Genomic DNA, 26,039 nt, shown 5'->3' on the forward strand with positions numbered 1-26,039 from the left:
CGGCGGGCGACGGTCACCCGGTGGTCATCAGGTGACACTTTCGGGAACAAGATCTCGGTGCCGGCCATGAGCTTCTCCTCCATGACCGACGGCCGGATCGTCGGCGATCGGGGCCGGCCTGACCTCCCGCGAGAGGTCTGTCTCCACTGCGGACCGGCAGCCGCACCCCGCCGCAGGCAAGACCGGCGGGGTGGTGAGATGCTCCCCGCCACGCGTCGGCCGCGCGGACGTCACAGCACCGGCATCGCCTCAGTCGGCCAGCATCTTGAACGTCCGTTGGTGCCAGACGAGGGGACTGCGGTCGTCGTCGGCCATCATGGCCAGCACCCGCAGAACGATGATGTCGTGGTCGCCGGCCGGGTAGTGGTGCTCGATCGCGCACTCCAGCCAGACCGGGGCGCCCTGAAGGAAGATCGCGCCGGATGCCGCTTCCGCCGTGTCGAGGCCCGCGAACCGGCTGTCCTTGCTGGGGGACGCGAGTTGCCGGGCCCTGTCGCCGTGTTCCTCGCCCAGGACGGACACGCCGATCGCCCGCGCGCGGGACAGCACCGGCCAGGTCGTCGAGCTGTGCTGCACGGCGAAGGAGACCAGGGGCGGTTCGGCGGAGACCCCGACGGTGAACGACGAGACGATCATGACGGTCGGGTCGCCGTCGACGCGCGCCGACAGGGCGGCGACCCCTGACGGGAACGCGGCGAACGCCCTCTTCAGCTCGCCGAGATCGGAGGTGAGGGTTTCCATGGTCGTCATCGTGCGGTCCTCGTCTTCGCGGCGTCGAGCACGGTCCGGCTCCACTGCCCGGCCCAGCGGGCGAGTGAGTCATCCGTCGTGTAGGTGGAGTCGAGCTGGTAGAGGCCCTGCGCGGGGCAGGTCGCGCCGAGTTCGACGAGTACGGGTTTGAGGGTGAGTTCGGGGGCGAGGGCGTGCCCGGGTCCCGCGCCGAGCATGAGGGGCAGCGCCACCTGGCCGGCGAGGCCGGTCGCCGTGGGGAGCTGGTCGAGGAAGAGCTTGAGCAGGCCGGTGTAGGTGCCCTTGTAGGTGGGAGATGCCGCGATCACGACGTCGGCGGACCGCACCCGCCGGGCGGCCGCGGTGACGTCCGGGTCGCCCCAGGCGAGCAGACCGGCCCCGAGTTCGGCGACTTCGAGGACCTCGCAGTCCAGCCCGAGGGCTGCGGCGAGGCGTTCGGCGGCATCGCGGGTGCGCGAGCCGGCCTTGGGGTTTCCTATGACGGCGACAGCCTTCATCAGGCGACTCCTGTCGGTAGAGAGGGAGCGGCGGCGGACACCGCGGGAGATCCGGCCCCTGGACGGTCGACCCGGAGGAGCGCGGAGGCGAGGAGACAGAACAGTCCGGCGGCGGCCAGTCCGCCGAGGGTGGCGGCGTAGCCGAATCCGGCCAGGAGTACGGCGCCGGCGGCGCTGCCCAGCACCGCGCCGAGTTGCTTCACGGCGTTGAAGGCTCCCGACGCCGCCCCGACCTCGTCCGCCGCGACCGTGGTCACCGCCGCGATCGACAGAGGTGACCAGACGAACGAGTTGCCCACTCCGTACACCGCGAAGGCGGCGGTCAGGGCGGGGATCGGCGCGTCCGTCGCGACGAGTACCGCCGAGGCCGCGATGGACAGGACGAGCGCCGACGAGCCGAGGACGGCGACGGCACGGGGCCCGATCGTGTTGTTGAGCCGGGCCGACAGCGGAGCGCTGAGCAGGCACACCACACCCATCGGTACGAGCGTGAGCGCCGCCGCGCCCGGGGCGAGCCCGCGCTCCTGCTGGAGGTAGAGCATCAGCGGGATCATGGCCGAGCCCGCGCAGAAGGCCGCGGCCGCGCCACCCCAGGCCGCGGTGACGAACCCGCGGCTGCGCAGCAACGCGACCGGCAGGAGGGCGCGCAGCCCGTCACGACGCTGCAGCCAGACCACGGCCACGACGACCATCGCGCCGGCGGCGGTGAGCACCCAGCGCGGTACGCCCCACGCGTCGGCGCTCACGGCATCCGTGCCCTGGATGCCGAGGACGAGTGCGCCGACGCCGGCGGCGTTCGCGCAGATCGCCCACACCGGGATGCCCACCTCCTGACGGGGCAGGACGGGGACGAACGCGGACACGGCGACCATCGCCGCCACGCCGACCGGGACGTTGACCCAGAACACCGCGGGCCAGCCGCCGACGGCGACGAGCAGGCCGCCGACCAGCGGCCCGGCGGCCACCGCAGCGCCCCCGACCGCGCCCCAGATGCCGAGCGCGACGGCGAGGCGGGGTGGCTGGAACAGCGCCTTGATGAGGGTCAGGCACTGCGGTGTCATCAGCGCGGCACCGACGCCCTGGACCACCCTCCATCCGATGAGTGCCTCGATGGTGGGGGCCAGCGCGCACAGCAGCGACCCGAGCGTGAAGGCGGCGAGTCCGATCAGGTGGACGCGCCGGTGGCCGTAGCGGTCGCCCAGTCGTCCCGCGGCGAGCAGGGGCACCGCGTACGCGATGAGATAGCTGCTGTTGACCCAGATCGCGAGGGTCTCGCTGGTGTGCAGGCCGGTGATCAGCGCGGGCAACGCGACCGAAGTGACGGTGCTGTCCAGCAGCAGCATGAAGAACCCGGCGCACAGGCTGCCGAGGGCGAGCCAGTCGCGTCGCCCGCTTGCCGCGGTCATCTCACACCGCCAGGTTCTCGCGCAGCGTGGCGCCGGGGTGGGCGGGCGCGAGGGCGCCACGGCGGCGCAGCTCGGGCAGCAGCAGCTCGCTGATGTCGTTGAAGCCGGAGGGCATGGCCAGCGGGCAGGAGATCATGTAGCCGCCGCGTGATCCGGTCGCGGCGAAGTTCTCCTCCAACGCGTCGGCCACGGTGGCGGCGTCGCCGACGACGCTGTGATCGAGACCGGTCGCGCTGCCGCGGCCGTGGGTGAAGAACTCGTCGCGGCTCATCGTGTGCTCCTCGCCGAACTCCGCGATCAGCGAGCCGATGAGGCCCGCCGGGCTGGCGTTGGCCGCGACGATCTCGTCGCGCAGCTCGGCCAGCCGGAAGGACCCCGGCAGCGTCGAGAAGTCGTACCCGGCGTTGTGCGACAGATAGGTGGCGACGGCTTCCTCGTTCCAGAACTCGTGCACCGCGTCGCGGCGGGCCCGTGCCTCGGCCGTCGTGCGGCCCACGATGACCTGCGTGGCCCAGAGGATGCCCACGTGGGCCGGGTCGCGCCCCACGGCGAGGAGTGCCTCGTCGAGCAGCTTGCGGTGGCGCTGCTGGCCCATGAGGTTGCCGCCGAAGCCGAAGACGAGATCGGCGAACCGTGCCGAGGCGGCGATGCCGCGGGGTGAGTTGCCCGCCTGGACGATGAGCGGGTGGTGCTGCGGACTGGGAACCGACGCCAGCGGCCCCTTGACGGTGAAGAAGCGCCCCTCGTGGTCGATCGGGTGCACCTTCGCCGGGTCGGCGAACCGGCCCGTGGCCCGGTCGCGCACGATGGCGTCGGGTGCCACCGAGTCCCACAGCGCGCGGCAGACGGCGACGAACTCCTCCATCCGCTCGTAGCGCAGGTCGTGGTCCATCAGCTCGCCGAAGCCGTAGTTCGCCGCGTCCGCGCCGCGCGTCGAGGCGACCACGTTGAAGGCGATGCGCCCGCCCGTCACATGGTCGAGCGAGTTCAGCAGCCGGGCGACGTAGAAGGGGTGCATGAACGTCGAGGAGTACGTCAGACCGAAGCCGACCCGCTCGGTCACGGTGGACATCGCCGCGATGACCGGTGACATGTCGTGGCGCGGCCACTGGATGCCCCACTCCACCGCCGGCTCGATGCTCCCCCGCCAGGTGCTCGGTATGCCGCTGCCGTCGCCGAAGAACAGCATCCCGACGCCGGCACGCTCGGCCGTCCGCGCCAGCTCCATGTACATGCGTACATCGGGGAAGTCCCGTCCGACCCAGGAGCCCTGCCGGGCCCAGGCGCCCTCGGTGTGGGCGAAGGAGAGATCGAAGGCGATGTGCATGCCGGTCACAGTGCCGCCTTCTTCCACAGGTCGACGACCTCGTCGGTGTCGCCGAGCACGGCCACGTTGAGTCCCAGCTGCACGAGCGCCGCGGCATGGACGTCGAGGTCGTAGGCGGCCGTGGCGTCCCGGGGGACGACGACGGGCCAGTCCAGTTGCACGGCGTCCTGGGCGGTCGCGTAGACGCAGCACTCGCTCGTCAGGCCCACGACGGTGAGCCAGTCGCAGCCGGCCCCGCGCAGCCGCGCCTCCAGTTCGGTGCCGAGGAATCCGCTGTACGCGCGCTTGACCACGCGCGGTTCGCCCTCGGCGGGCCGCACCCGGTACCACTCGGCACCCGGCGTACCGAGCACGCACGGCTCGTCCGGGCTCATGGGGGCGTCGTAGTCGCCTCCCCGCAGCCAGTTGCTCGACCGCCACGGCCGCGCGGGGTCACTGCCCAACTCGACCCAGACGACCGGCACTTCGGCAGCACGCGCGGCGTCGACGAGGTCGCCGATGCGGGTGACGGCCTGGTCGAGCGCCGACAGAGCGGCATCCGTCAGTCCGTATGCCGTGAGGCGCTCCGGATCGGCGAAGTCGCGCTGTACGTCGACCACGACCAGCGCGGGCCTGCTGCCGGGCCGGGTGACGTGGGCGAGTTGCCGTTCCCGCAGGTCTTGTCTGTCACGGATGTCGGACATCACGCCGCCACCTCGTCACGGGCGCGCAGGGCCGGCAGTACGGTCTCGCCGAACAGCAGCATGTCCTTGTCGTACTCCGGGAAGATCAGCATGAGTCCGTCCAGGTCGGCCTCGCGCACGATGTACTCGATGTGGTCGGTGACCGTCCGCGCCGATCCGGCGACGTACGCGGTCTGGAACGCCGCCTCACCGGTGGCGCCGTCGGCCCACGCGCGGGCCTGGTCCTCGGGCATGCCCCAGGTGCGACGCATCTGGGTGAGCGCCTCACGGTCGAGACCCGCGCTCCACTCCCTCACCTTCCTGGCGGCCAGTTCGTCGGTCTCGTCCTGGACGACGGTGAGCATCGAATAGGTCTTGCAGACACGACCGTTGGCCTTCGCCCGCTCGTGGACGTCCGCCGAGAGCTCCCGCATCTCGTCGAGGCTGTCGGCGGCGAGGAAGGCACCGTCGGCGTATCGGGCCTGGAAGCGGCGGGCCTCCTCCGACCGGCCCGCGTTGATGAGGGTCGGGCGGACGGCCGGGTGCGGGCGGGACTCGCAGTCGACGAGGTCGAAGTACGGCGTGCCCATGGTGACGGAGTCCTCGCTCCACAGCCGGGTGACCGCCTCCGTCCACAGCTCCGTCATCTGGTAGCGGTCCTCGTGGCTGAGCCGCGGGTCCCACATGCCGAACTGCTCGAACTCCCCCGCGTAGGCGCCGTTGACGATGTTCATGCCGGCGCGGCCGCCGGAGATGTCCTGGAGGGTGGTGAACATCTTCGCCGCGATGGCGGGGTTGTGGACGTTCGCGTGCATGGTCGCCCAGATCTTGACCCGGCTGGTCGCCTCGGCGAGCGCCGACATCATCGTCATCGACTCCAGCGAGCGGCCCCAGTGGTCGGTGCTGCCGCCGAAGCCGCGCCACTTCGCCATCGACATGATGAAGTCGAGGCCGATGGTCTCGGCGTGCAGGGCCGCGCGCTTGTTCCACGCGTAGTCCGCCTCGGGGTGGGGAGCGGTCGTGGACAGCATCCATCCGCCGTTCCCGATGGGGAGGAAGATTCCGTACTCTTTCGCGGGCATGTGAGCGCCTTTCGTGAGATGTCTGATCCGCGATGCGGCTACGGGGCGGGCCAGACGAGCTTGCCGCCTGCGCCTGCGTAGATGTCCCTGACGTAGGAGGTGTCGAACCAGCCCTCGGCCCGGTCGGCGGTCACGCCGGCGGGCACGATCTCGAACTGGTGCAGCATGTCGACGATCCCCGCGACGTTCTTGGGGTCGATGCCGCCCAGCGGCTGCCCGGGCGTCGGATGGCCCTTGACGTAACGCGTCTCGGTCTTCCAGATGGTGGTGTTCAGCTTCCTGTCGTACGTCGGTCCGGACAGCTCGGCCGCGTACCCGACGCACTCGGCGATGTGCTCGTCGCTGGAGTTGCAGTAGTCGTAGGCGTGCAGCGCGGCGCGCAGGATGTCCTCGACGGCGTGCGGGTGCGCCTTGGCGAACGTCGGGTTCACCGCCATCGCGCCGAGCGAGCTCGGGACGCCGTAGTCGATCGGCTTCCACACCGTGACGGCGTGGCCGGCCGCCTTGAGCTGGTTGGGCTCGTTGGAGAGGAATCCCGTGAGGGCTTCGAGGCCGCTCTGCTTGCGCGGCAGTACGGAGGGGTCGTAGCCCTGCTTGACCAGCTTGAGCGAGTCCCACTTGACCCCGGCCTTGACCAGCATCGCCCGGACGGTGGCGGGGACGTAGCCCTTGTGGCCGACGACCTTGCCGTCGAGCTGCGTCAGCTTGGTGATGTCCTTGTTCGTCATCAGAACCTCGAGGCCCGCGTTCGAGTACGAGGAGATGCCGGTGATGTCGATCCCGTTGGCCCGGGCCTGGATGATGTCCTGCTCGGCGACCGGACCCACGGTCGCCTGACCGCTGGCGAGCAGCTTGGTGTTCTGCGCGGTGTCGCCGCTGCCGGGCTTGAGGTCGACGTTCAGGCAGAGGTCCTTGAAGTAGCCGAGCTTGCGGGCGGCGACGTATTCGAGGATCGACACCGACGACTGGTACTGGTAGCCCGACAGGTAGGTGATCGTGCCGGCGGCCTTGTTCTCGGCGCAACGCTTCGCGGAGATCGCGGAACCTGCCGAGCCCGCCGAGGTGTCGGCGGCGGAGTACGCGCCGCATCCCGCGAGGGCGGTGGTCAGGGCGACGGCGGCGAGCGTGGTTCTGATGAGGCGGGGGTGTGGCATGGGTGACTCCAAACTGGCGGTGGCCGCCGGGGAGGGTGCGGAGGAGGGCATGGGTCGCCGAGCGCCCCGCCATCGCGGGCCACGGGCTGAACAAGGAAGGGGGAAACGTCAGTTGTGCGCGCTGTCGTGCCAGTGCAGCACGCGACGTTCGACCAGCGTCACGGCGAGCAGCAGCAGTACGCCCATGACGGCCAGGACGAGAATCGAGGCGTATACGACCGGCAGCTGGTTCATCGACGAGGCCGTGCTGATCGCGGTGCCGAGGCCGCGGGTGGATCCCGACGCCGACATCTCGGCCACCACGGCGCCGACGATCGACAGCGGGAAGACGATGCGCAGCGCCGCGAACAGGAACGGCAGCGCGTTGGGGATGCGCACGTGCCACAGCAGCTCGAAGCGTCCGGCATCCATCGTCCGGTACACCTGCAGCACCTCCTGCGGCACGGACCCCAGACCGGCCGCGGTGTTGATGAGGATCGGGAAGAAGCAGATCAGCCCGGCGATGATGAGCTTGGGCAGCGGACCGAAGCCGAAGGCCACGACCAGGGCGGGTGCGATCGCCACGAGCGGGGTGACGTTGAGCACGACCGCCATCGGCATGACCGCCCGGCGCAGGAGCGGCAGTTCACTCGTCAGCACCGCGAGGACGAACGCGGCGACGAACCCGATCGCGAGGCCCCCCGTCGCCTCACCCACGGTCACCAGGGCGTTGTCGACGTAGTAGCCGAACTGGGTGGTGAGCGAGCTGCCGATACTCGGCAGCGGCGGCAGCAGGTAGGGCAGTTCCCGGGCGGCCCACTGCCACAGGACGGCGAGGAACGCCAGCATCACGAGGAGGGGCGCCCACACGGAAGGCCGGACCCACCCGATCCGGGACTTCGGATGCCTGAGGCTGAAGCGCGACGGTTCGACGGGCTGCTCGCTCTCGGCCGCCAGAGTGGCGCGTTCGGCGGTCACGGTCATCTCCAGGCCCCCACTCATGCGGCTTCACCGCGCCAGGCGCGGCGCAGTCGGTCTCGGATCAGGTCCTCGTACTCGTGGAAGCGGCGCTCCCCGAAGAGGCGGTCACCGCGTGGCCGGGGCAGGTCGACATCGATGACGTCCACGATGCGGCCGGGGCGCGGGGCCATGACGACCACGGTGTCGGAGAGCCGGACGGCCTCGGACACGGAGTGGGTGACGAACAGCACCGTCGTCTTCAACTCGTCCCACAGGTCGAGCAGTTGGTCCTGGAGGCTCTCGCGGGTGAACTCGTCGAGCGCCGAGAACGGCTCGTCCATGACGAGGACGTCGGGCCGCAGACCGAAGGCGCGGACGATCGCCGCACGCTGCCGCATGCCACCGGAGATCTGCGCCGGGAGCTTGTGCATGGCCTCGCCGAGACCGGCCTTGACGAGGAGCTCCCGCATGTCGGGGACGGACGGCGCGGGCTGCGCGGACTCGTGCTCCGCGAAGCCTGCGATGCGCTCGCGGCGCCTGGCCGACCCTTTATTGATCTTCTGCGGCAGAGTGACGTTCCGGAGCACGGACAGCCACGGCAGCAGGGCGGGGCTCTGCGGCACGAGCCCGATCATCTTGGCGGCGCACGCCTGCGCGGGCGGGACGCCGTGCACCCGGACCTCGCCCCGGTCGGGCCGCTCAAGGCCGGCCGCGAGGCGCAGCAGTGTCGACTTGCCGCAGCCGCTGGGCCCGATGAGGCTGACGAAGCGGCCGGACGGCACCGTCAGATCAACGTCGTCGAGGGCATTCGTCGCGGACGGCCCGAATCCGTAGACCCGGTGCACCGACCGCAACTCAAGTGCTGGCGTACCAGTCACCTTCACGCTCCCATCCATGTCGCGAGCGCGAAGGCTCGATCCTGGAAGTCGGAGAGCGTGCGTAGCGAGTGCGGGACTGCGACGCGGAAATCCGCTTAGGTGCTCCGGACACTAGGAGCCCTGTGTTTCGCCGCCTGACCGTACTGTGTTTCGCGGACTTTACGTTCGACTGCCCAGTGTTACGGCCGCGTTCCCGTCGAAGACGTAGACCTCGATGCCGAGGTCCGCCGCCGCGCGTGCCACCCAGCCGCCGAGAGCCTGCACGATCAGCTCGGTGACGAGGAGCACCGCGCGCTCGGCGGTCGGCACCGAGTTCCGCAGCCAGAGCAGCTTGAACATGTCCGCCATGACCTTGTTGCGGTAGGCGGGCTTGTACGCACCCTGATTGCTGACGAGCTGCACGAGCACGCGGCCCGCGGCGTCGATTCCCTCGACCTCGACGCGGCTGCTGTCGGGCAGCATGAGCGGCTTCGGACGCAGGCTGGTGCCGAGTTGGTCGCCGAGGGCGAGCAGCATGCGGCGTTCGATGGACCCCTCGGTGAAACGGCTCCACTCGGTAGGGGCGTCAAGGACGGTAAGGTGCACGCGCCGGAGTCTAGAAAACGCCCGTTTCGCCCGTGTTTCACGCTGTCGGCCGTCCCCACGCCGGTCGTCGGCCAACTCCGGCCACCGTCGCGAAGTCATGGTCCACGTGGAGGACGGTGTGCCCATGGCGTACAGCTGTCGCACACACCAACAGGTCGATCGCTCCCGTCGGCCGATTTCGGCCCCTCCGAGCCTCTGAGGCCATTTCCGCAGGCCAAACGTTGTCTCGTCAGCCCATGCGGCTCAGTCGCCTCCTTCCAGAGTGAGCCGAAGGGATCGGGCGGGCGGCGGCTTCGAGCGCGCGGCGTGGAGAGGTTGGGTGGTCTGCGGGCCGGCCTCGCTCAGGCCGAAGCACTTGCCCTTGCCCGCGTCGATCAGCTCCTTGACGGTGCTCCGGCAAGGAACCCGACCCAGCGTCGTCCACCAGGCGAATCGGTTGCGATCACCGACTCAGCCCCCTTACAATTACGATCGTAATTCAATGGATGTGGCACATCAGGCCACGCCATCAGTGCTCTGACCATCTCCCCTCCACTTCACCGGGAACCTTCATGGACCTCTCCGCCAGCACCGCCCTTGTCACCGGAGCGAACCGAGGCTTCGGCCGGGCCCTCGCCGCCGAACTGCTCAGCCGCGGCGCCACCGTCTACGCCGGCGCCCGCAATCCCGACCAGGTCGACCTGCCCGGCGCCAAGCCGATCGCCCTCGACATCACCGACCCCGCCTCCGTCGCGGCCGCCGCCGCGGCCACCGGCGACGTGACCATCCTGGTCAACAACGCGGGCTCCTCCACGGGAGCCGACCTGCTCACCGCCGATCTGGACGACATCCGCCTGGAGATGAACACCCACTACCTCGGCACCCTGACGGTGGCCCGCGCCTTCGCACCCCAGATCGCGGCCAACGGCGGCGGGGCCATGCTGAATGTCCTGTCCGGCCTGTCCTGGGTCAGCTTCCCGGAGTTCGGCGCCTACTGCGCCGCCAAGTCCGCGGAGTGGTCGCTCACCAACACCCTGCGCGTGCAACTGGCCGACCAGGGCATCCGCGTCGCCGGCCTGCACGTCGGCTACATGGACACCGACATGGTCCGAACCGTCGACGCGGACAAGTCCGACCCCGCCGACATCGCGCGCATCGCCGTGGACGGCATCGCCGCCGGCGCCTACGAGATCCTCGCCGACAACGCGGCCCGCCAGGCACAGGCAGCATTGTCCGGGGGCGTTTCGGCGCTCTACCCGCAGCTCCCCTGAGGAGCACCCGCCCGCACGGGCCGACCGCCAGGCATGTCGGCCAAGGGAACGTCATGGCACAGCATCACAAGCAACCGTTCCGGGCGGCACGCCGTCTGGTCCGTGATCATCATCAGCATGGCCGGATTCCTCACCGCGCCGGACGGTCTCGACTGCTGGGATTCGCCGGCTGGTCACACGTGTGAAACAGCTGGCCGGTGACTGGCCCCGCGTGTCGGGTCTTGCCTGCCGAGCGACTCTCGACCTATTGTCTTACGATCGTAAGGTAAAAGGCGGGGACCGAGCGGTGGCTCGCCATCAGCTCGACCGAACGGACCCCACACCACGCCGCACAGGTGCAGGCGGGGCCGGCTCAGCCGATGCAGCTCCGAGTGACAGGTCGGCGACACCCGCCCCCCACCAGCCCCAACAGCCCTGTGGTCGCCGGACGCGGTCACGGCCACGCAAGCCCAAGCCCCCTCTATGAAACGGAAACCACACCATGAGCCAGCCCAGCACGATCCGCCTTGAGCGGACGACTCCGCGGACCGCGAGGATCACGTTCTCGAATCCTCCCGTGAACCTGGTGGTCCCCGAGTCGATCGTGACGCTGCACAAGATCGTCTCGGAGCTGGAGAACGACCCGGACATCCAGGTCGTCGTCTTCGCCAGCGAACTTCCCGACTTCTTCATCAACCACTTCGACGCCGCCGCGGCCGCCGACCTTCCCTTGCCCGAGCACGAGGACGACAACCCGTTGTGGACCGACATGGTCCTGCGGCTGAGCAAGGCTCCGTTCGTCAGTATCGCGGCCATCCGGGGCCGCACCCGGGGCGCCGGCAACGAGCTGGCCCTCGCCTGCGACCTGCGCTACGCCAGCCGCGAGAAGGCGTTCTTCGGCCAGCCCGAGGTCGGCCTCGGCCTCGTCCCCGGCGGAGGCGGCGGCGAGCGGCTCCCGCGCTCCATCGGCCGCGACCGCGCGCTGGAGGCCATCCTGACCAGCGCCGACTACGACGCCGACCTGGCCGAACGCTGGGGATGGGTCACCCGGACCCTGCCCGACGCGGAGCTCGACGCCTTCGTCGACGCGACGGTCGCCCGTCTCGCCTCCTTCGACCGGCAGGCAATTGCGACCGCGAAGTCCCAGGTCAACCGGGCGACCCTGCCGCCGGACGCCCACCTGGTCGCCGCCTTCGGCGAGTTCGCGGGCACCCTGACGCAGCCGGGATTCGCCGCGCGCGCGGTCGGACTCGGCGCCCTGGCCGCCGAGAAGGGCCTCGACGTCGAGTACCAGCTGGGCGACTACATCGGGCGGGTCAGCGAAGCCCTCTGATCGCTCCGGCCGCGCCCACGACCGACCGCAGCGCCCCGCAGGGCGCCCGTGGGCGCCGCGACACTCCGGGCGGGTTCCATCCCCGGCCCACCGGGGTCCCCATGGCGGCCGGGCAAGCTCCCCCACGGCGGCCCGGCCGCCGGCTCCCGGCCGGAGGCCCCGCCCAGCCCGCCGGGGTCCGAACACGGAGGCTGTGTCCGGCGCCTCACCGAGAGGGTCGCTGCCCAGCTCAAGGCGATTCTTCGCTGGGGAAGTCAAGCACCGATGGACTTCTCCTCGATCCGGCGTCCCGTGCTGGTCGCGTACGGCGAGGACGACCGCAGGCTTCCCACACGAGCATCGTCCGACCTCGCGCATCGCCTGCCCGACGCCTTCACTTCAGATCTACCCCGATGCCGGCCATGACGGCGTCTTCCAGCACCCACGAGCACCACGAGCAGTTCGTGCCGCATGTTCCGGAGCTTCTTCGATGAGCTCCCAAGCCGGAGGTATCAGAAAGATGCGTCTGAAAAAGCTGGTTCTTGGTTCCGCGGGCCTCGGGCTCGCCGTGATCGGGGTGATCTATCTCCTGGCTCCCCACCTCTTGCTCGACGTCTACGGGGTCGACATCCAGTCGCCATCGGAGGCGAACATTTTCAGGAGCGGTTCCGGGTCACTGTTCGTAGCCATGGCGATCTTGTTCTGCTTGGGAGCCTTTAACACGCGTTACACCAGGACTTCGCTCATCACGCTGTTCACCCTCATGAGCGGCCTGGCTGTGGGGCGCCTGGTCAGCATCGTGGCGGATGGGTGGCCCCATGCGGTGCTGATCGCCGTTCTTGTCGTCGAGGCTTCCTACGCCGGCGCTGCGGCCTATGTATTGCGGGTGGAGGACTCCTCTGTATTGCGGGTGGAGGACTCCTCCCCGCAGCTGAAAGAGACCGCCTGACAGTAGTGTCGCGCGATGCCGGCCGCCCCATCTGATGACTCGTTCTCGCGGTACAGAGGCGTGACCTGCGAGAACGGGAACCTGCGGCTCGATCGCGCAGCCAGACCATCAAGCCCGCCCGCGTGCGCTGCCGGCCTCAACGAAACCGCCGACCATGAAGAACAAGCTCAGGCTTCTGGGCTCAGTGCCGCCGACTGGTCACCGCTGCCGTGCGCCAGCGAGGCGAGAATCTCCTTGCGGCTGACATCGAGGATTTCGTCCGCCAGCGGAGAATCGTCGGGACATGCCCGCGACAGCACGATCGCTCCGATCGAATGGGCGAGCATGTCGATCAGCATGGCGCGGGCCGCGCCCTGATCCTGGTCCGCATCCCCCGGTGTGCCGCTTGGGGCCTGAAGGGCCGTCAGCAAGTTCTCGATCCCGGCTGCGAACTCTCCTTTGATGTCCGCCGACTGACGTGCGGCATCGCCGCTGAGGGCCGCGATGGCGCAGCCGTCGCCGCGCCCGTCGCGATGCCCCCGGGAGACGTAGCTCTCGACGAACTCGGCCGGGCCCCGACCTTCTGCCCGTGCCGCGATCTGCGAGAGCCCACTCGCGGACGCTTCGGCCATCAGGTCGGCCTTGGACCGGAAGTGCTTGTAGAACCCGCCATGGGTGAACCCGGCAGCCGCCATCAGCTCGGCCACGCCGACACCGTCATAGCCGCGCTCACGGAACAGCCTGGCCGCTGTCGCGACGATGTGCGCACGGTTCTGCTCCGCCTGCGCCTTGGTCACTCGCATGTCCAGCCTCCCCTTCCACGGTCGACACTCGGCGGTCAAGCATACATAGATGCCGATCGACATCTAAAGGCTTGACTTTTTAGATTACGATCGTCATCGTATTGCTCATCCCCACCAGAAAGGCTCAGGCCATGAGCGATACGCATGTGACCGCCCCGACCCAGTACGTCGAGGTCGATGGCGACCGGTTCGCCTACCGGCGCTGGGGCAAGCCCTCCGGCGTACCGATCTTCCTCGTCCAGCACTTCCGCGGGGGAATGGACCACTGGGACCCCCTGCTCACCGACGGCCTGGCCGAAGGCCGTGAGGTCATCCTGTTCAACGGGCGCGGCATCGCCTCCTCATCCGGCACACCGCGCAACCGGGTCGAGGACATGGCCGACGACATCGCCGCGGTCATCCGGGCGCTGGGGCTGGAGCAGGTCGACCTGCTCGGCTTCTCCCTCGGCGGTTACCAGGCAGAGGAAGTCGCGCTGCGCCACCCCCGGTTGGTGCGCAAGCTCCTCCTGCTCGGCACCGGCCTGCGGGGCGGGGACCCGACGATGGATCCCAAAGTGCCCGAGGTGGCCCTGAATCCGGTCCCCGGCCTTGGAGGACTTCCTCTTCCTGTTCTTCGGTCGCTCGGAAGCCGCGATCGAAGCGGGCCGGGCCTTCTGGGAGCGACGCCACCAGCGGGTGGACCAGGACCCGCCGAGCTCACCCGCAGTCGGGCAGGCGCAGTTCGAAGCATCCATGGCCTACGCGGAACCCCTGCCCGGCGAGAACCCCTACACCTTCCTGAACGCGATCACCCAGCCGACCCTGGTCATCAACGGCACGAACGACGTGATGATCGCCTCGATCAACTCCTGGCACCTCGCCCAGAACATCCCCAACGCCCAACTGCTGATCTACCCCGACGCCGGGCACGCAGCGCACTTCCAGTACCCCGAGCGGTTCCTGAAGCACGCGCTTCAGTTCCTCGACGAGTAAGCAGCCGCGCGCGCAGGGCGAGCGGCACGCCCTCGGCCGACGGTCACCCCGGCCCCCTTCCCGCGCCGCCCACCACCCAGCAAAGTATTATGTGCGTAATATAATTGACCCATGCTCATGGCGGATGCCTCATCGGACTCACAGCCCGGAACGCAGGTCTGCCGGATGTCCGCCACCAACACCTGAGGAACCACGCATGCTCGACAGCCTGTGGACCCCGACCGTCGCCGGAAAGATCTCCCTGCCGCACCGTCTGGCGATGTCCCCCCTGACCCGCAGCCGGGCCACCCCGGACGGCGTGCCGACCGAGCTGAACGCGGAGTACTACGCCCAGCGCGCCTCGCACGCCCTCATCATCACCGAGGGCACCCAGCCCTCCGCCGACGGCCAGGGCTACCCGGTGACCCCCGGCATCTACACCGACGAGCACATCGCCGGCTGGCGCAAGGTCACTGACGCCGTGCACAAGGCCGACGGGCGCATCGTCATCCAGCTCATGCACGTCGGGCGGATCTCCCACCCCGACAACACCCCCCACCACCGGCAGCCGGTGGCCCCCTCCGCGATCAAGCCGGCAGGCCAGACGTTCACCGGCTCCGGGATGCAGGAGATGCCGGTACCGCGCGCACTGTCCACCGAGGAGGTCGCCGCGACGGTCGACGACTTCCGGCGGGCCGCGGCGGCCGCCATCGCGGCCGGCGCCGACGGCGTCGAGATCCACGGCGGCAACGGCTATCTGGTCAACCAGTTCCTCTTTCCCAGCACCAACCAGCGCACCGACCAGTACGGCGGCTCCCTCGACAACCGCATCCGCTTCGCGGTGGAGGTCGCCACGGCCGTGGCCGACGAGATCGGAGCCGGCCGCACCGGCATCCGGCTCTCCCCCGGCAACCCCTTCCAGCTCGGCGACCTCGCGGAGCACGACCCCCACGAGCTCTACCCGCACCTCGTGCGCGCCCTCGCCCCCCTCGACCTCGCCTACCTGCACCTCGCCCACGGCGGCGACGAGGAACTCCTGGGCACACTGCGCGAGCTGTGGCCCAACACGCTGCTCCTCAACCGCGCCGGCACCGACATCGCCACCCGCGCCAAGGACATCGACAACGGCATCGCCGACGTCATCACCGTGGGCTCCATGGCACTCGCCAACCCCGACCTGGTCGAGCGCATACGCGCCGGCGCCCCGTTGAACACCCCCGACCCCGCCACCTTCTACAGCGGCGGCGCGGCCGGCTACACCGACTACCCCAGCTACGCCGCCTGACCACAGCCCCCGGCGCCCGAGGCAATCACCGTCCTCGGGCGCTTCGGCGTACCCACGGCACAGCCAGACAGTGGTGCACACGCGCTCGCGACGCGAGCGGACTGCCGACGATGACAACGAGGTCCCGCCCCGCGGCTCCGAATCCGGATTCGCCGCACCGCATGACGGCATTCGAACTCGCCGACAAGGTCGTACTCATCACCGGCGGCATCCTCTCCCGCGGCGCCCGGGTCGGCATCGTGGATCTGCGTCCGGACACGTCGGAGATCGCAGCCGGCATCTCGTCGCCCACCGTCGTCGGGTTCACCCCGGACGCCCGCGACCGCAGCGCGCTCGATGACACAATCGCCTGTCGATCGTAATATTACGTGCGTCAGACCACAGATTAGGATGGGATACGAGGCAACGTCCGGGCAAAGTTGGGGAGGAGTCCTGTGGCGCGCTACACCAAAGAGCACAAGCAGGTGACACGACAGCGGATCATCGAGAGGGCCGGCCACCGGTTCAAGCAGGACGGCATCGACGGCTCCGGCATCTCCACGCTGATGTCGGACGCCGGACTCACCAACGGAGCCTTCTACGCCCACTTCGAGTCCAAGGACGACCTCGTCGCTCACGTCGTCGCCGAGCAGCTGCGCGCGCAGGTGGAGCAGTTCGGCACGCTGCGGCCCGGCCGCGAGGGCCTCGAGGATCTCATCCGCTCGTATCTGTCGCCCGAGCACCGGGACAACCCCGGCAACGGTTGTCCGAATGCCGCTCTGCTGGACGAGATCGGCCGCTGCGGTGACGGAACCAAGGACGCCTACACCCACGGTGCCAAAGCCATCGTGGACGAGTTCGCCGCCCGCCTGGCACCCGAGGATCCCCAGTCCGCCCGCGGTCAGGCCGTCGGGCTCTTCACCCTGGCGGTGGGAACGCTGCAGCTGTCCCGGGCGCTCTCCGACCGGAAGTTCTCCGACGAGGTCCTCGAGCAGGGAATCGAGAACGCCCTCACCTTCGCGCAACAGCGGTCGGTACCGGCCGGCTGACCACCTGGCAAGGGCCGGGACGCCGGTGCCACGCACGCGCGATTCCGGCCGTCAGCGTGAGCGGGCGGTCCCCGGGCCAACTGCGATCTCTTCAAGCGACACCGATGCGGCGATCCTCCGCTCGTACGGCGCATGACGCTCCGCTCATTCGATACGCCGTAGCAGACAGGCGCAGACGGGATATCGACCACGCCGGTCTCCGCATCGCCGTCCGCACGACAACCGCCTCGACGCCGTATGACTGAGAAGCGAGCAGGTCGGTTATGTCGAACAAGTAACGAGAGCCGTGACGCCCGCCGGGCGTCACGGCTCTGAGTCAAACGTCCTCGGCCCGTGCGCAGACCGCACCGCGGCCCTACGGCCGGCCGAAGAACTCGAGGGCCGTCGGCACGAACTGCTCGTGGTACTGGAAGATGCCGCCGTGGCCGCCGTCGGGGTAGATCACCAGCTCGGCGTTGGGCAGTCGCCGGGCCAGGTCGTGCGAGTTCGACGTCGGAACCATCCTGTCGTTGTCGCCGTTGGCGACGAGCACGGGCTGCTGGATGCGGGAGAGATCCTGCGGCTGTGCCAGGCCCCAGCGATGGATGGCCTTGAGCTGGGAGAAGTAGGACTTGAGAGCGATCGCCTTGTCCCGGTCCTTGGTGCGCTCCTTCAAGCGGGCCAGGAACTCCTTGCCGGCCCGAATCCCGTTCGGGGTGCGGGTGAAGAAGAGGAACTGCTTCACGTCCTGAAGGGTGAGCAGTGCCCGGAGGGTGTCGTAGTGCGAGATCCGGGTCACGTTCTTGATGCCCTCGCCGCCGGCCGGGCCGGTGCCCGCGAGGATCAGCCTGCGGATGAGCTGCGGGTCGGTCTCGGCGATCACCTGGGCGATCATGGCGCCCATCGAGAAGCTGAGGACGTCGACCTGCTCGAAGCCCAGGGCCCGGATGAAGGTGACGGCGTCCTTGGCCATCTCCTCGATGGTCTTCGGCGTCTTGCCGCTGGACGCGCCCACGCCCCGGTTGTCGAACGTGATCACCCGGTGCTTGGCGGCGATTCCGTCGACGACCCGGGGGTCCCAGTTGTCCAGGACCGCGGCGAGGTGGGTGATGAAGATGACCGGCATGCCGGTCCGGGGGCCGAGGTCGCGGTAGGCGAAGGTCACTCCGTCGGCGGTGACGGTGCGGGTCTGTGCGTTCTTGTACGACGTCACCACGTCGCCTCGTGTTTCGCGTGCGTTCACGGTCGTGCCCTTCGATGCGTGGGTTACCGCCACTGTGCGCCCATTTCTGCTTCCTCGCAGGTGGGCGCAGAGCGGTTCCCGGTCTACCGGCTGCGACTGCAGTCCGGGGTCGGCGGTCAGAGGAGGCCCAGGAAGTGGGAAACCCCTTGGATCAGGTGCCTGAACAACCCGTCGACCATTGAAGTATGACCGTAATTTAATCAGGGGGCAAGTGGTCGAGCCGAACGAGATGCACAGCAACGGAATCACGGGTTCCGCCGAGGTCGTGGTGCACAGCACAGCGCGCCACCAGGGCAGGGCGCGGCCCACCTAAGCCGACGGCCACGAGAACCTAGTCGTGACCGGCGAGTCATGGACGTCCAGTCCGGACCGGTGAGAGCGACGGTCAGGACATCGATGTCCGGCGTCAGGCCGACGCCTGGCTGCGCCCCGGATGGTGAGCGCCGTCGTCATCAACGTCCGACCCGCCCTCGGCCGCCCGACGTGCGAGCCGACCAAGACCGTCTCGACGGCAACGAGTTCGTACCCGGTGACTGGATCGTCGTCCACCGTCGCGGTGCGCGGATCGGCCGGCTGATCCCCGAGCCGGTCGGCCCTGCCCGGCGAGGCCGACGAGGCCGACGAGGCCGACGAGGCCGACGAGGCCGAACTGGCTGAGGCGGCGGCGGTCGCGTCCCAGGCGGACTACGTCGGCGCGGTCGTCGGCGACACCGCCGGTCTGCCCGGGAAAGGCCGCTGCACGGCGACGCTGGAGCTCATGGGGAGCCACTCCTCGACACCCTCCAGAAGCTTGACCGGCCCCTCGTCGTCCTGATCCAGGGCAAGTACTCGACGCTGCCCGCCTCGGAACTCGGCGAGGACGCCGTCATCCAGGCCTTCAACCCGGGGATGCAGGGCGGCCGGGCGATCGCCGAGCTCCTGCTCGGTCGCATCGAGCCGAGCGGGCGGCTGCCGCTCAGCGTGCCCCGCCCTGCCGGACAGCTGCCGCTCTACCGCAGCCAGGTCCGGGGGCTGCACGGCCCCCTTCGGCGAGGACCTCGGCTACGCGCCGGTGCACTTCTCGGAACCGACAGTCCAGAATCCCGTCACGTCACCGATACGCACCGACTGCCCAGCCTCGATGACGATGACGGCTGGCAGTCGTGCAAGTGCCGCCTCACAGCTGTGAGGCGGCACTTGCACGATGGCTGACCGGCCGCCGCCCGAGGTTCGGGAGCGGCGGCGCGGTCGACGTCTTCAGGCGGCGAGGAAGTCGGTCACCTGCTTGGTGAAGGCCTTGGCGTGCTGGAAGAGGAAAGCGTGGCCGGCGTCGCCGTAGAGGAGGAGGGTGGCATCGGCCAGGTGCTGGACGGCGACGTAGGACGCGTGGGCGGGGACCATCACGTCGTGCAGACCGTTGGCGTACAGGACGGGGTGCTTGATGGACTCCAGTTCGGCCTTGACCTCGTCGAAGGGGGCTGCCAGGAGCTGGCCGATCGCTGCGAGCATGCCCTGCGCCGTCGCCTCGGTGACCGCGGGGCCGCCGGCGGCGAGCCGGGTCGCGACGTGGGCGAAGTGCTCGTGCCCTGAGGCGCGGGCCGCGTCCGTCTCCGGGTAGAACAGGTACAGCATGTCCTCCTGGTCGGCGTCGGGCTTGGCCATGATGCCCAGGACCTTCTCGCTCGCCTCCGGCGCACCGGGCACCCAGCCGGTCGGGCCGCTGCCCGCCACGATGATCTTGCGCACCAGCTCCGGACGCCGCGCGGCCAGGCGCTGGGCCACGAAGCCGCCCAGTGACCAGCCGAGCAGGTCGGCCTGCGCGAGGCCGAGGGCCTCGATGAACTCGGCGGCACCCTCGGCGAATCCGTCGAGGGAGTCGCGCGGCTCGCCGGTGGTGTAGCCGACGCCGACGTTGTCGAACACGATCACGTCGTGGTCGGCGGCCAGGTAGTCCAGGAACTCCGGGTCCCACCAGTCGATGGTCGCCCGGAAACGCTGCAGCAGGACCAGCGGGACGCCGCCCTGCGGACCCATGCGCCGGTAGGTGAAGGTCGCGGAGGGCCCCTCCACGGTGAGGTTCTCGGCCTTGTCTGCCAGATAGGTGCTCATGACGTCCTTCCCTTGATGGCGGGTGCCCGTCCGTTCTCACGGGTCTGCGCGCGCAAGACATGCTGGGTCTGTGGGGTCGCTGCCTTTGGCCGGCGCTCGACGAGGCGAGCCTGAGTTGTGGATCAGGCCGACCATCCGCTCGGATTGTTCGATCATCGGCTCGCTCCGATCACCTCGGAATCCACCGCACCGAGCCGCGAGACGATTGAATTACACTCATAATACTAAGCAGCTGTGACCCGGGTGCGCAAGAGGGTTCCGTGGCAAGCGGAGCTCGCGGAACCGCGCGTGACCGACAGTGCAAGCGGTCCAGTGCGGCGAGGACCGAGAGGTGGCGACCCCGACCTGGCCGCGAGGGCGCCGGAATCGGCAGTCATTGAATTACGTTCACAATACAATACACTGGAAGAGCCGCTGGGGGGCGAGTGGCCCACCCGGCACGTAGAGGAGTGTGCGGTGCGCTACAGGAGAGAGCACAAGCAGGCCACCAGGCAGAGGATCATCGAGACGGCGGGCCGCCGCTTCAAGGAGGACGGCATCGACGGCTCGGGCATCACGGCGCTCATGAGGGACGCCGGGCTGACCAACGGCGCCTTCTACACCCACTTCACGTCCAAGGACGACCTGGTCGCCACCACGATCGCCGACCAGCTGCAGGCCCAGAACGCGAGCATCGTCGCGCACGCGGAACCAGGCCGCGCCGGCCTCGAACAGATCGTGCGCTGGTACCTGTCCCCATGGCACCGTGACAGCCGTGACGTCGGCTGCCCCTCCGCCGCCCTGCTCGACGAGATAGGGCGCTGCACACACCCGACCAAGCAGGCCTACACCGAGGGCGTACTGGTGGTCGCCGACGGCATCGCCGCGCGCCTGGCGCCCCATGACCCGCTCTCGGTCCGCCCCATGGCACTCAGTTCGTACGCCATGATGGTCGGCACGCTCCAGCTCGCACGAGCCCTCGCCGACCCACAGCTCGCCGACCAAGTCCTCGATCAGGGCATCCACAACGCCCTCGCGCTCCTGGGCATCGAGCACGTAGGGGACACCCGGACGGCGCACTGACCGGCGTGCACACGGACACTGCGGAGCGCGCCGCCCGCGCCGCGCCAACACCTCACCTGCGGCGCGGCACCCGTACGGGAAGAGGTGTCCACTCGACACGCGGAGCTGCACGCAGCCTTGTCCGCCCCCTACGCTCGGGCGCGACGTCGCGGGCGTCGCCTGCCGCGTCGGACCCGCGGTGCACGGTTCAAGGCGGGCGGCAAGGTCCACGCCCGACCTCGCGATACGGCGCCACCCTGCTCGTGGCGGGCACACCGACCCCGAAATCGCTTCCGACCAACAGCGGTGGAGTGGACCTTCCGGGCGGGGCTGGCCGCCGGGTTGCTGATCTCGACGGTGACCGCGCCGGTCGGCGTGTCCGGGGCGGTCTTCCTCCTGCCGGTCCAGCTCAGCGTCCTGGGTGTGCCCAGCCCCGCGGTCACGCCGACGAACCTGCTGTTCAACGTGGTGGCCGGGCCGGGTGCTCTGTGGCGCTACCGCCGCAACGGTGCCCTGCGCGGCCCCCTGGCCCGCCGCCTGGTCCACTGAACGCTGCCCGGCGTCGCCGCCGGTGCCACGGTGCGCGTGTTCGTCCTGCCGGGCCCAGGCGTCTTCCGGCTGCTGATCGCAGCCCTACTCCTGCCGCTCGGACCGTGGTTGTGCACCCGCACCCGGCACCCGGCACCCGGCACCCGGCCGGCACACTGCCATCGGCCGAAGCCGCCGCACCGTCCCCCACCGCGCTTGCTGCTCTGGCGCTGTGCGTCGGGGCGGTGGGCGGCATCTACGGGATCGGCGGCGGCTCCTTGCTCGCGCCGATCCTCGCCACCCGCGGGCCTGCCCCTGGCCCTCATCACACCGGCCACGCTCGCCGCGACCTTCTCAACGTCTACGGAGAGTCTCTGATCAACGGCGAATCTGACGATCAGGGAGAAGCGTCTGATGACGGAGACCGCCGTGGAGAACGAGCAGGCTGAGCGAGTGGTTGAGCCACAGCACTTCCCGGGACGCGTCGCTGCTCAAACGAGCTCGATTTGACCCGCCGGTAGGTGGTCAGGCCCCATGGGCGGCTTCCCCGACGCCGAGTTGGACAAAGCCCGGGAGTGTCTCTCAGGACTTGCTCCACCGGAGCTTGTGCGGTTCGGGAACTTCAGGTCCCGGGTGTCGTACCCGTTGTCGGAGGCGGGGCCTGGGCGGAGATCCGGCGGTGTTCGTGCTCAGCCAGTTCGGACAGGGCAAGGGCCCCGCAGGTGACGGACAGGGCTTTCACCTGTTCCAGCTGGGCAAGTGCTTCGGCCTGGCGGCCGGAGGCTGACAGTGCGGTACCGCCTGTCAGCCGGGCCATGGCTTCGTTGAGGGGCATCCGGGCCGCGCGAAACTCTGCAGCGGCCCGGCACGCGGTGGGACCCGTCGCCGGGTTCTGCCGGGCGAGTTGTACCTCGGCGCGGGCCAGCAACGCGAAGCCGCGCCAGCCGGGCGACAGGTCGAGCCCCGCGGCATCGGCTGCCCGGTCGGCCCACATCTCGGCAGCTGTCACGTCACCCAGGGCCAGTTCCGCGACGGCCAGCAGCCGGAACCACATCGGACGGACCGGGGCTTCGAACCCGAGCAGCTGCGGGCCGCCGCCCGCTTCGAGTACCTTGCTGACACAGCCCTCCGGATCGCCGTTGAGCAGCAGCGTCTGGCCGAGCATCCCGACCATCGCCGACCGGTGCGCGCCCGGTTCGGGGCCGGCCGAAGAGAGTGACTCCTCGCAGATCTTCAGTGCTCCGGCGAAGTCTCCCCGCCACATCAGGACTGCCGCGTTCACTACCTCGGCCAACGAGCGCGGCTCGCTGCTGCCGACGAGTGATGCCGCCTCCAGGGCGTCTTCGGCGTAGGCCGCTGCCTCATCCAGGCGTCCGAGCCACAGGTAGGCGTAGGCGGAGGCGGCGAAGAGATCGGCGAGCACGAGGCTCTGGCCGGTGCGGCGGGACACTTCCAGGCCTCGGCGGAGATGGTGCAGTGCGAGGTCGTAGCGTCCGTGAAGCATCTCCGTCCAGCCCGTCATGACGAGCGTGTCCATCTGCCCGGCCAGTTCCTGGTCGTCGGTGTCGCCGAGCACTTCCACCACGAGGCCGAGGTAGTCGGCCGCCCGGGCGTCGCCCGCGAAGGTATGCGCCAGGGCCAGGAGAGCGCGGACTGCGGTGGTCTGCGGCGGGTCGCCGATACGTTCCGCCGACCGCAACGCGCGTTCGCCCCAGCCGATCGCCGTGGAGAAGTCGTTCTTACGAAGCGCCACCACCGCGACGCCCCACTCCAAAGTGGCGGTTTCAGGCTGCAGTTGACCCTCGTGGTCCGCCAACTCCCTCAGCAGCAGAGCCGTGGCCTCTTCGTACCGACCGAGCGCCCACTCCATGGTGGCTCGTAGGGCAGTCACCTGGGCCCGTCGGCCCCGGTCCCGCGCGGGCAGGAGGGTGGCGGCCTTGCGCAGGATGGCCCGGCTTTCCAGCAGTCGTCCGGCCATGCCCAGCGCATCGGCCTGCTGGAGCCACAGTTCGGGCCGCAGTCGACTCTGCTCGCCGAGCAACCGCAGGGCTTCCTGTGTCCAGTGCGCGGCGGTGGCCGGTGCGATCGTCATCACCTGACGGGCGGCCCGTTCAAGTACGTCAACGGCATGTTCATCTCCTACGCGCGCCGAACGTTGAACGTGCGATGCCTGGGCGGTCAGCGGTGCGCCGCGCCGCGCCAGGCCGTCCGCGGCCCGGGTGTGCGCCTCGATCCGCCAGCCGGCGCCCGCCCCCTGGTACACCGCTGCCCGCACCAGCGGATGGCGGAACTGGAATTGGCGCGTGGAGCCGATCTGGCGCACCAGGTCCCGCTCCGCGGCGTCGTCCAGAGCCGCGAGGGCCTGTGCCTCATCGGTTTGGGCAACGACTGCCACCATCTCGGCTTCGAAAGAGTCGCCGAGCACCGCGGCCGCCTGTGTACAGGCCCTCGCGGTGGCCGACAGCCCCCCCAGCTCCTCCAGCAGTGCGGCACGCACCGATTGCGGCAGATCGTCGGCGACAGGCGCCGAGTCGGCCGGGGCCGCCTCAGAGCTTTGATCGCCGGTGCTTCGGGTCAGCGCCTCCAAGTAGAACGGGTTGCCTCCGCTGGCCTCGTACAGCCGTTGGAAACGCCAGTGATCCGTCCTGGCCCCGCACAGCTCCGCTCCCTCAGCCGGAGACAGCGGACCCAGCTCGACCCTGGCCACTCTTCCCTCCGTTCCTGCCCGGGCCAGTGCCCCGGCCAGTCGCGGTGGGGCCTGCCGGGGACGGTAGGCGAGGGCAAGCAACAGCGGTGTTCTTGGCGGGTGCCGTATCAGATGGTCGATCAGCTCGGCGGTGCCGTCATCCGTCCACTGCAGGTCGTCCAGACTGAGCACGAGCCCGCCCTCGTCACTCAGCGCCTCCAGCAATGTCCGCACCGCCCGGTGGAACCAGTACCGTTCGACCTTCACCGGCTCCGGACGGGTCGGGAACCGGTCACAGAGCGCGGGGAAGACCGTACTCAGCAGGGCGAACACGCCGGGCGGTAACCCGTCGTGCCGGAGGCGGAGGAAGTCCTCATGGCCGAGGTGGTCGTCCAGGGCGTCCACGAACGCACCGTACGGAACCTGGTCGAACTCCACGCTGCGTCCGGCCAGGGACTCGAAACCGCGCTGCCTCGCGCGCTCGGCCAGTTCGCCGAGCAGCCGTGTCTTTCCGATACCCGGTTCCCCGACGACCTCGACTATCCCTGGCGCACCGGCCAGGGCATCCTCGATCGCACCGTCGAGGACCATCAGCTCCGCTGCCCGCCCGATCAGGTGGCTCCCCGTCCGGGGCCGCTGTGGTGTCGGCGGACCGGGCAGGGCACCGCCGCCCCGTGGGGTGCGCACCGGCGGGGGCGCGGGTATCGGGCGCGGCACGAGAGCGGGTGCGGATCCCGAAGCACGCCCGGCGGCTGGGCCGTTCAATGCGGGGTCGGTGGTCAGGATCTGCTGGTGCAGCTGCCGCAGCGGGAGGCCGGGGTCACAGCCGAGTTCTTCGGCCAGCAGCAGCCGGGTCTGCTGGTAATGGTTGAGGGCATCAGCTGGGCGACCACAGCGGTACAGGGCGAGGATGAACTGGCCGGCCAGCCGTTCGTCCAGCGGCTGTATCTCGACCCGGGCGGACAACTCGGCCAACAGCCCGGTGTGCTGACCGCAGCGGAGCCGAACGTCGGTGTGATCCAGCTCGGCCGCAATCCGTTCTTGGACCACGGCCTCGCGGAGGGCGTTGATCCAAGGGGTGTCCAGACCCGCGAAGGCATCTCCCCGCCAGAGGCCGAGTGCCTGCCCGAACAGGGTTGCGGCCTGCTTGTCCTGCGCGCTCTGCGCGGCCTCGCGGGCCCGTGCGGTGACGTCATGGAATCGGTGCAGATCCACTGCGGTCGCCTCGACGTCGAGGACATAACCACCGGATCGCCGGACGATGTCCGCCCCCTCCGCGATGGCCAAGGCTTGCCGCAGACGGGAGACGTAACCGTAAAGCGCGTTCCGGACCCGCTGCGGAGGACGGTCGGCCCAGACACGCTCGACGAGTTGGTCCACCGAAACCACCTGGTTGGCGTCCACCAGCAGCACTGCCAGCACACACCGCTGCCGGGCATGCCCAAGATCGACGATTCGGCCGCCCACTCGCGCCTCGACGCTTCCGAGCACATCGAACTCAACCGTCACGGCACGCCCCCGAGTCTCAAGTCCCCACCTTGGGATAGCACCTTCGACCAGCCAATTCAACGTTTGTCCAAGATTCACCGACGGTCGGCCGCGCACCGTGGTGCAGGACAGGGAAGAGCGCGACACACAACCCGAGGCTCAGCTCGGCA

23 protein-coding genes and 3 pseudogenes are annotated in these 26,039 nt (G+C 69.5%); 11 read left to right on the forward strand and 15 right to left on the reverse strand.

Going from position 1 to position 26,039, the window contains the following annotated elements:
• Positions 1 to 249 precede the first annotated feature (249 nt).
• From PUR53_RS47385 to PUR53_RS47435, 11 genes and pseudogenes are all read right to left on the reverse strand, one after another.
• On the reverse strand, positions 250 to 750 hold the full coding sequence (locus PUR53_RS47385; protein WP_329901676.1) for a flavin reductase family protein: 501 nt from the start codon (positions 748 to 750) through the stop codon (positions 250 to 252).
• Entirely contained in the window at positions 747 to 1,247 is a 501-nt protein-coding gene (locus PUR53_RS47390) for an NADPH-dependent FMN reductase (protein WP_329901677.1), read from the reverse strand. Before PUR53_RS47390 ends, PUR53_RS47385 begins: the two co-directional genes overlap by 4 nt.
• Entirely contained in the window at positions 1,247 to 2,653 is a 1,407-nt protein-coding gene (locus PUR53_RS47395; protein ID WP_329912568.1) for an MFS transporter, read from the reverse strand. Before PUR53_RS47395 ends, PUR53_RS47390 begins: the two co-directional genes overlap by 1 nt.
• Before the next feature lies 1 nt (position 2,654).
• Positions 2,655 to 3,980 carry an NtaA/DmoA family FMN-dependent monooxygenase gene (locus PUR53_RS47400; RefSeq protein WP_329912628.1) on the reverse strand — a complete coding sequence of 442 codons (1,326 nt, stop codon included), beginning with the start codon at positions 3,978 to 3,980 and terminating at the stop codon, positions 2,655 to 2,657.
• A 5-nt stretch (positions 3,981 to 3,985) separates the two neighbouring features.
• Positions 3,986 to 4,663 (reverse strand): cysteine hydrolase family protein, encoded by a 678-nt coding sequence (locus PUR53_RS47405; RefSeq protein WP_329912569.1) that lies wholly within the window; start codon positions 4,661 to 4,663, stop codon positions 3,986 to 3,988.
• Entirely contained in the window at positions 4,663 to 5,724 is a 1,062-nt protein-coding gene (locus PUR53_RS47410) for an LLM class flavin-dependent oxidoreductase (RefSeq protein WP_329912570.1), read from the reverse strand. Before PUR53_RS47410 ends, PUR53_RS47405 begins: the two co-directional genes overlap by 1 nt.
• A gap of 38 nt (positions 5,725 to 5,762) precedes the next feature.
• Complete coding sequence (locus tag PUR53_RS47415; protein WP_329912571.1) at positions 5,763 to 6,878, reverse strand: ABC transporter substrate-binding protein; 1,116 nt, start codon at positions 6,876 to 6,878, stop codon at positions 5,763 to 5,765.
• Positions 6,879 to 6,986: 108 nt separating this feature from the next.
• Positions 6,987 to 7,859, reverse strand: coding sequence for an ABC transporter permease (locus tag PUR53_RS47420; RefSeq protein WP_329901682.1), 873 nt, complete (start codon positions 7,857 to 7,859; stop codon positions 6,987 to 6,989).
• Positions 7,856 to 8,695, reverse strand: a complete 840-nt coding sequence (locus tag PUR53_RS47425; protein ID WP_329912572.1) for an ABC transporter ATP-binding protein — start codon at positions 8,693 to 8,695, stop codon at positions 7,856 to 7,858. The genes PUR53_RS47420 and PUR53_RS47425 overlap by 4 nt, the downstream gene beginning before the upstream one ends.
• A 159-nt stretch (positions 8,696 to 8,854) precedes the next feature.
• Positions 8,855 to 9,280 (reverse strand): hypothetical protein, encoded by a 426-nt coding sequence (locus tag PUR53_RS47430; protein WP_329912573.1) that lies wholly within the window; start codon positions 9,278 to 9,280, stop codon positions 8,855 to 8,857.
• A gap of 37 nt (positions 9,281 to 9,317) precedes the next feature.
• Positions 9,318 to 9,455, reverse strand: a pseudogene (locus tag PUR53_RS47435) (PIN domain nuclease); the annotation flags it as partial.
• 376 nt (positions 9,456 to 9,831) lie between these two features.
• On the opposite strand from PUR53_RS47435, the gene PUR53_RS47440 reads away from it, so the two are divergent.
• The 3 genes from PUR53_RS47440 (at position 9,832) to PUR53_RS47450 (ending at position 12,770) form a co-directional block, all read left to right on the forward strand.
• Positions 9,832 to 10,530, forward strand: coding sequence for an SDR family oxidoreductase (locus PUR53_RS47440; protein WP_329901686.1), 699 nt, complete (start codon positions 9,832 to 9,834; stop codon positions 10,528 to 10,530).
• A 481-nt stretch (positions 10,531 to 11,011) separates the two neighbouring features.
• Entirely contained in the window at positions 11,012 to 11,842 is an 831-nt protein-coding gene (locus PUR53_RS47445) for an enoyl-CoA hydratase/isomerase family protein (RefSeq protein WP_329901687.1), read from the forward strand.
• 469 nt (positions 11,843 to 12,311) lie between these two features.
• Positions 12,312 to 12,770: a DUF4345 domain-containing protein gene (locus tag PUR53_RS47450; protein WP_329901688.1), complete on the forward strand. Its 459-nt coding sequence runs from the start codon at positions 12,312 to 12,314 to the stop codon at positions 12,768 to 12,770.
• 167 nt (positions 12,771 to 12,937) lie between these two features.
• Here the strand turns inward: PUR53_RS47450 and PUR53_RS47455 are convergent, their stop codons facing one another.
• Positions 12,938 to 13,552, reverse strand: coding sequence for a TetR/AcrR family transcriptional regulator (locus PUR53_RS47455; protein WP_329912574.1), 615 nt, complete (start codon positions 13,550 to 13,552; stop codon positions 12,938 to 12,940).
• 257 nt (positions 13,553 to 13,809) lie between these two features.
• Here PUR53_RS47455 and PUR53_RS47460 point away from each other — a divergent pair.
• The 5 genes and pseudogenes from PUR53_RS47460 to PUR53_RS47480 form a co-directional block, all read left to right on the forward strand.
• Positions 13,810 to 14,046 (forward strand): annotated as a pseudogene (locus tag PUR53_RS47460) (alpha/beta fold hydrolase); the annotation flags it as partial.
• A 94-nt stretch (positions 14,047 to 14,140) separates the two neighbouring features.
• Complete coding sequence (locus tag PUR53_RS47465; RefSeq protein WP_329912575.1) at positions 14,141 to 14,524, forward strand: alpha/beta fold hydrolase; 384 nt, start codon at positions 14,141 to 14,143, stop codon at positions 14,522 to 14,524.
• Between the two features lie 196 nt (positions 14,525 to 14,720).
• Positions 14,721 to 15,788 carry an alkene reductase gene (locus PUR53_RS47470; RefSeq protein ID WP_329912576.1) on the forward strand — a complete coding sequence of 356 codons (1,068 nt, stop codon included), beginning with the start codon at positions 14,721 to 14,723 and terminating at the stop codon, positions 15,786 to 15,788.
• A gap of 161 nt (positions 15,789 to 15,949) precedes the next feature.
• Positions 15,950 to 16,150 carry a hypothetical protein gene (locus PUR53_RS47475; protein WP_329912577.1) on the forward strand — a complete coding sequence of 67 codons (201 nt, stop codon included), beginning with the start codon at positions 15,950 to 15,952 and terminating at the stop codon, positions 16,148 to 16,150.
• A gap of 72 nt (positions 16,151 to 16,222) precedes the next feature.
• Entirely contained in the window at positions 16,223 to 16,816 is a 594-nt protein-coding gene (locus PUR53_RS47480; RefSeq protein WP_329901693.1) for a TetR/AcrR family transcriptional regulator, read from the forward strand.
• 355 nt (positions 16,817 to 17,171) lie between these two features.
• Here PUR53_RS47480 and PUR53_RS47485 read toward each other — a convergent pair whose 3' ends face one another.
• Positions 17,172 to 18,038, reverse strand: a complete 867-nt coding sequence (locus PUR53_RS47485) for an alpha/beta fold hydrolase (RefSeq protein ID WP_329901694.1) — start codon at positions 18,036 to 18,038, stop codon at positions 17,172 to 17,174.
• 813 nt (positions 18,039 to 18,851) lie between these two features.
• Between PUR53_RS47485 and PUR53_RS48465 the strand changes: the two genes are divergently transcribed.
• Positions 18,852 to 19,229 carry a glycoside hydrolase family 3 C-terminal domain-containing protein gene (locus PUR53_RS48465; RefSeq protein WP_443080458.1) on the forward strand — a complete coding sequence of 126 codons (378 nt, stop codon included), beginning with the start codon at positions 18,852 to 18,854 and terminating at the stop codon, positions 19,227 to 19,229.
• A gap of 45 nt (positions 19,230 to 19,274) precedes the next feature.
• On the opposite strand, the gene PUR53_RS47495 is transcribed toward PUR53_RS48465, so the two are convergent.
• A complete protein-coding gene (locus tag PUR53_RS47495; RefSeq protein ID WP_329901695.1) occupies positions 19,275 to 20,126 on the reverse strand; it encodes an alpha/beta fold hydrolase in 852 nt (283 codons plus the stop codon).
• 456 nt (positions 20,127 to 20,582) lie between these two features.
• Here PUR53_RS47495 and PUR53_RS47500 point away from each other — a divergent pair, with 456 nt between their 5' ends.
• Both PUR53_RS47500 and PUR53_RS47505 read left to right on the forward strand, forming a co-directional pair.
• Positions 20,583 to 21,188, forward strand: coding sequence for a TetR/AcrR family transcriptional regulator (locus PUR53_RS47500; protein ID WP_329912579.1), 606 nt, complete (start codon positions 20,583 to 20,585; stop codon positions 21,186 to 21,188).
• A gap of 285 nt (positions 21,189 to 21,473) precedes the next feature.
• Positions 21,474 to 22,058 (forward strand): annotated as a pseudogene (locus tag PUR53_RS47505) (TSUP family transporter); the annotation flags it as partial.
• A gap of 259 nt (positions 22,059 to 22,317) precedes the next feature.
• On the opposite strand, the gene PUR53_RS47510 reads toward PUR53_RS47505, so the two are convergent.
• Positions 22,318 to 26,016, reverse strand: coding sequence for a BTAD domain-containing putative transcriptional regulator (locus PUR53_RS47510; protein ID WP_329912580.1), 3,699 nt, complete (start codon positions 26,014 to 26,016; stop codon positions 22,318 to 22,320).
• Between the last annotated feature and the right edge of the window lie 23 nt (positions 26,017 to 26,039).

The organism is Streptomyces sp. SP18BB07 (assembly GCF_036322545.1).
Classification (GTDB): Bacteria; Actinomycetota; Actinomycetes; order Streptomycetales; family Streptomycetaceae; genus Streptomyces; species Streptomyces deccanensis.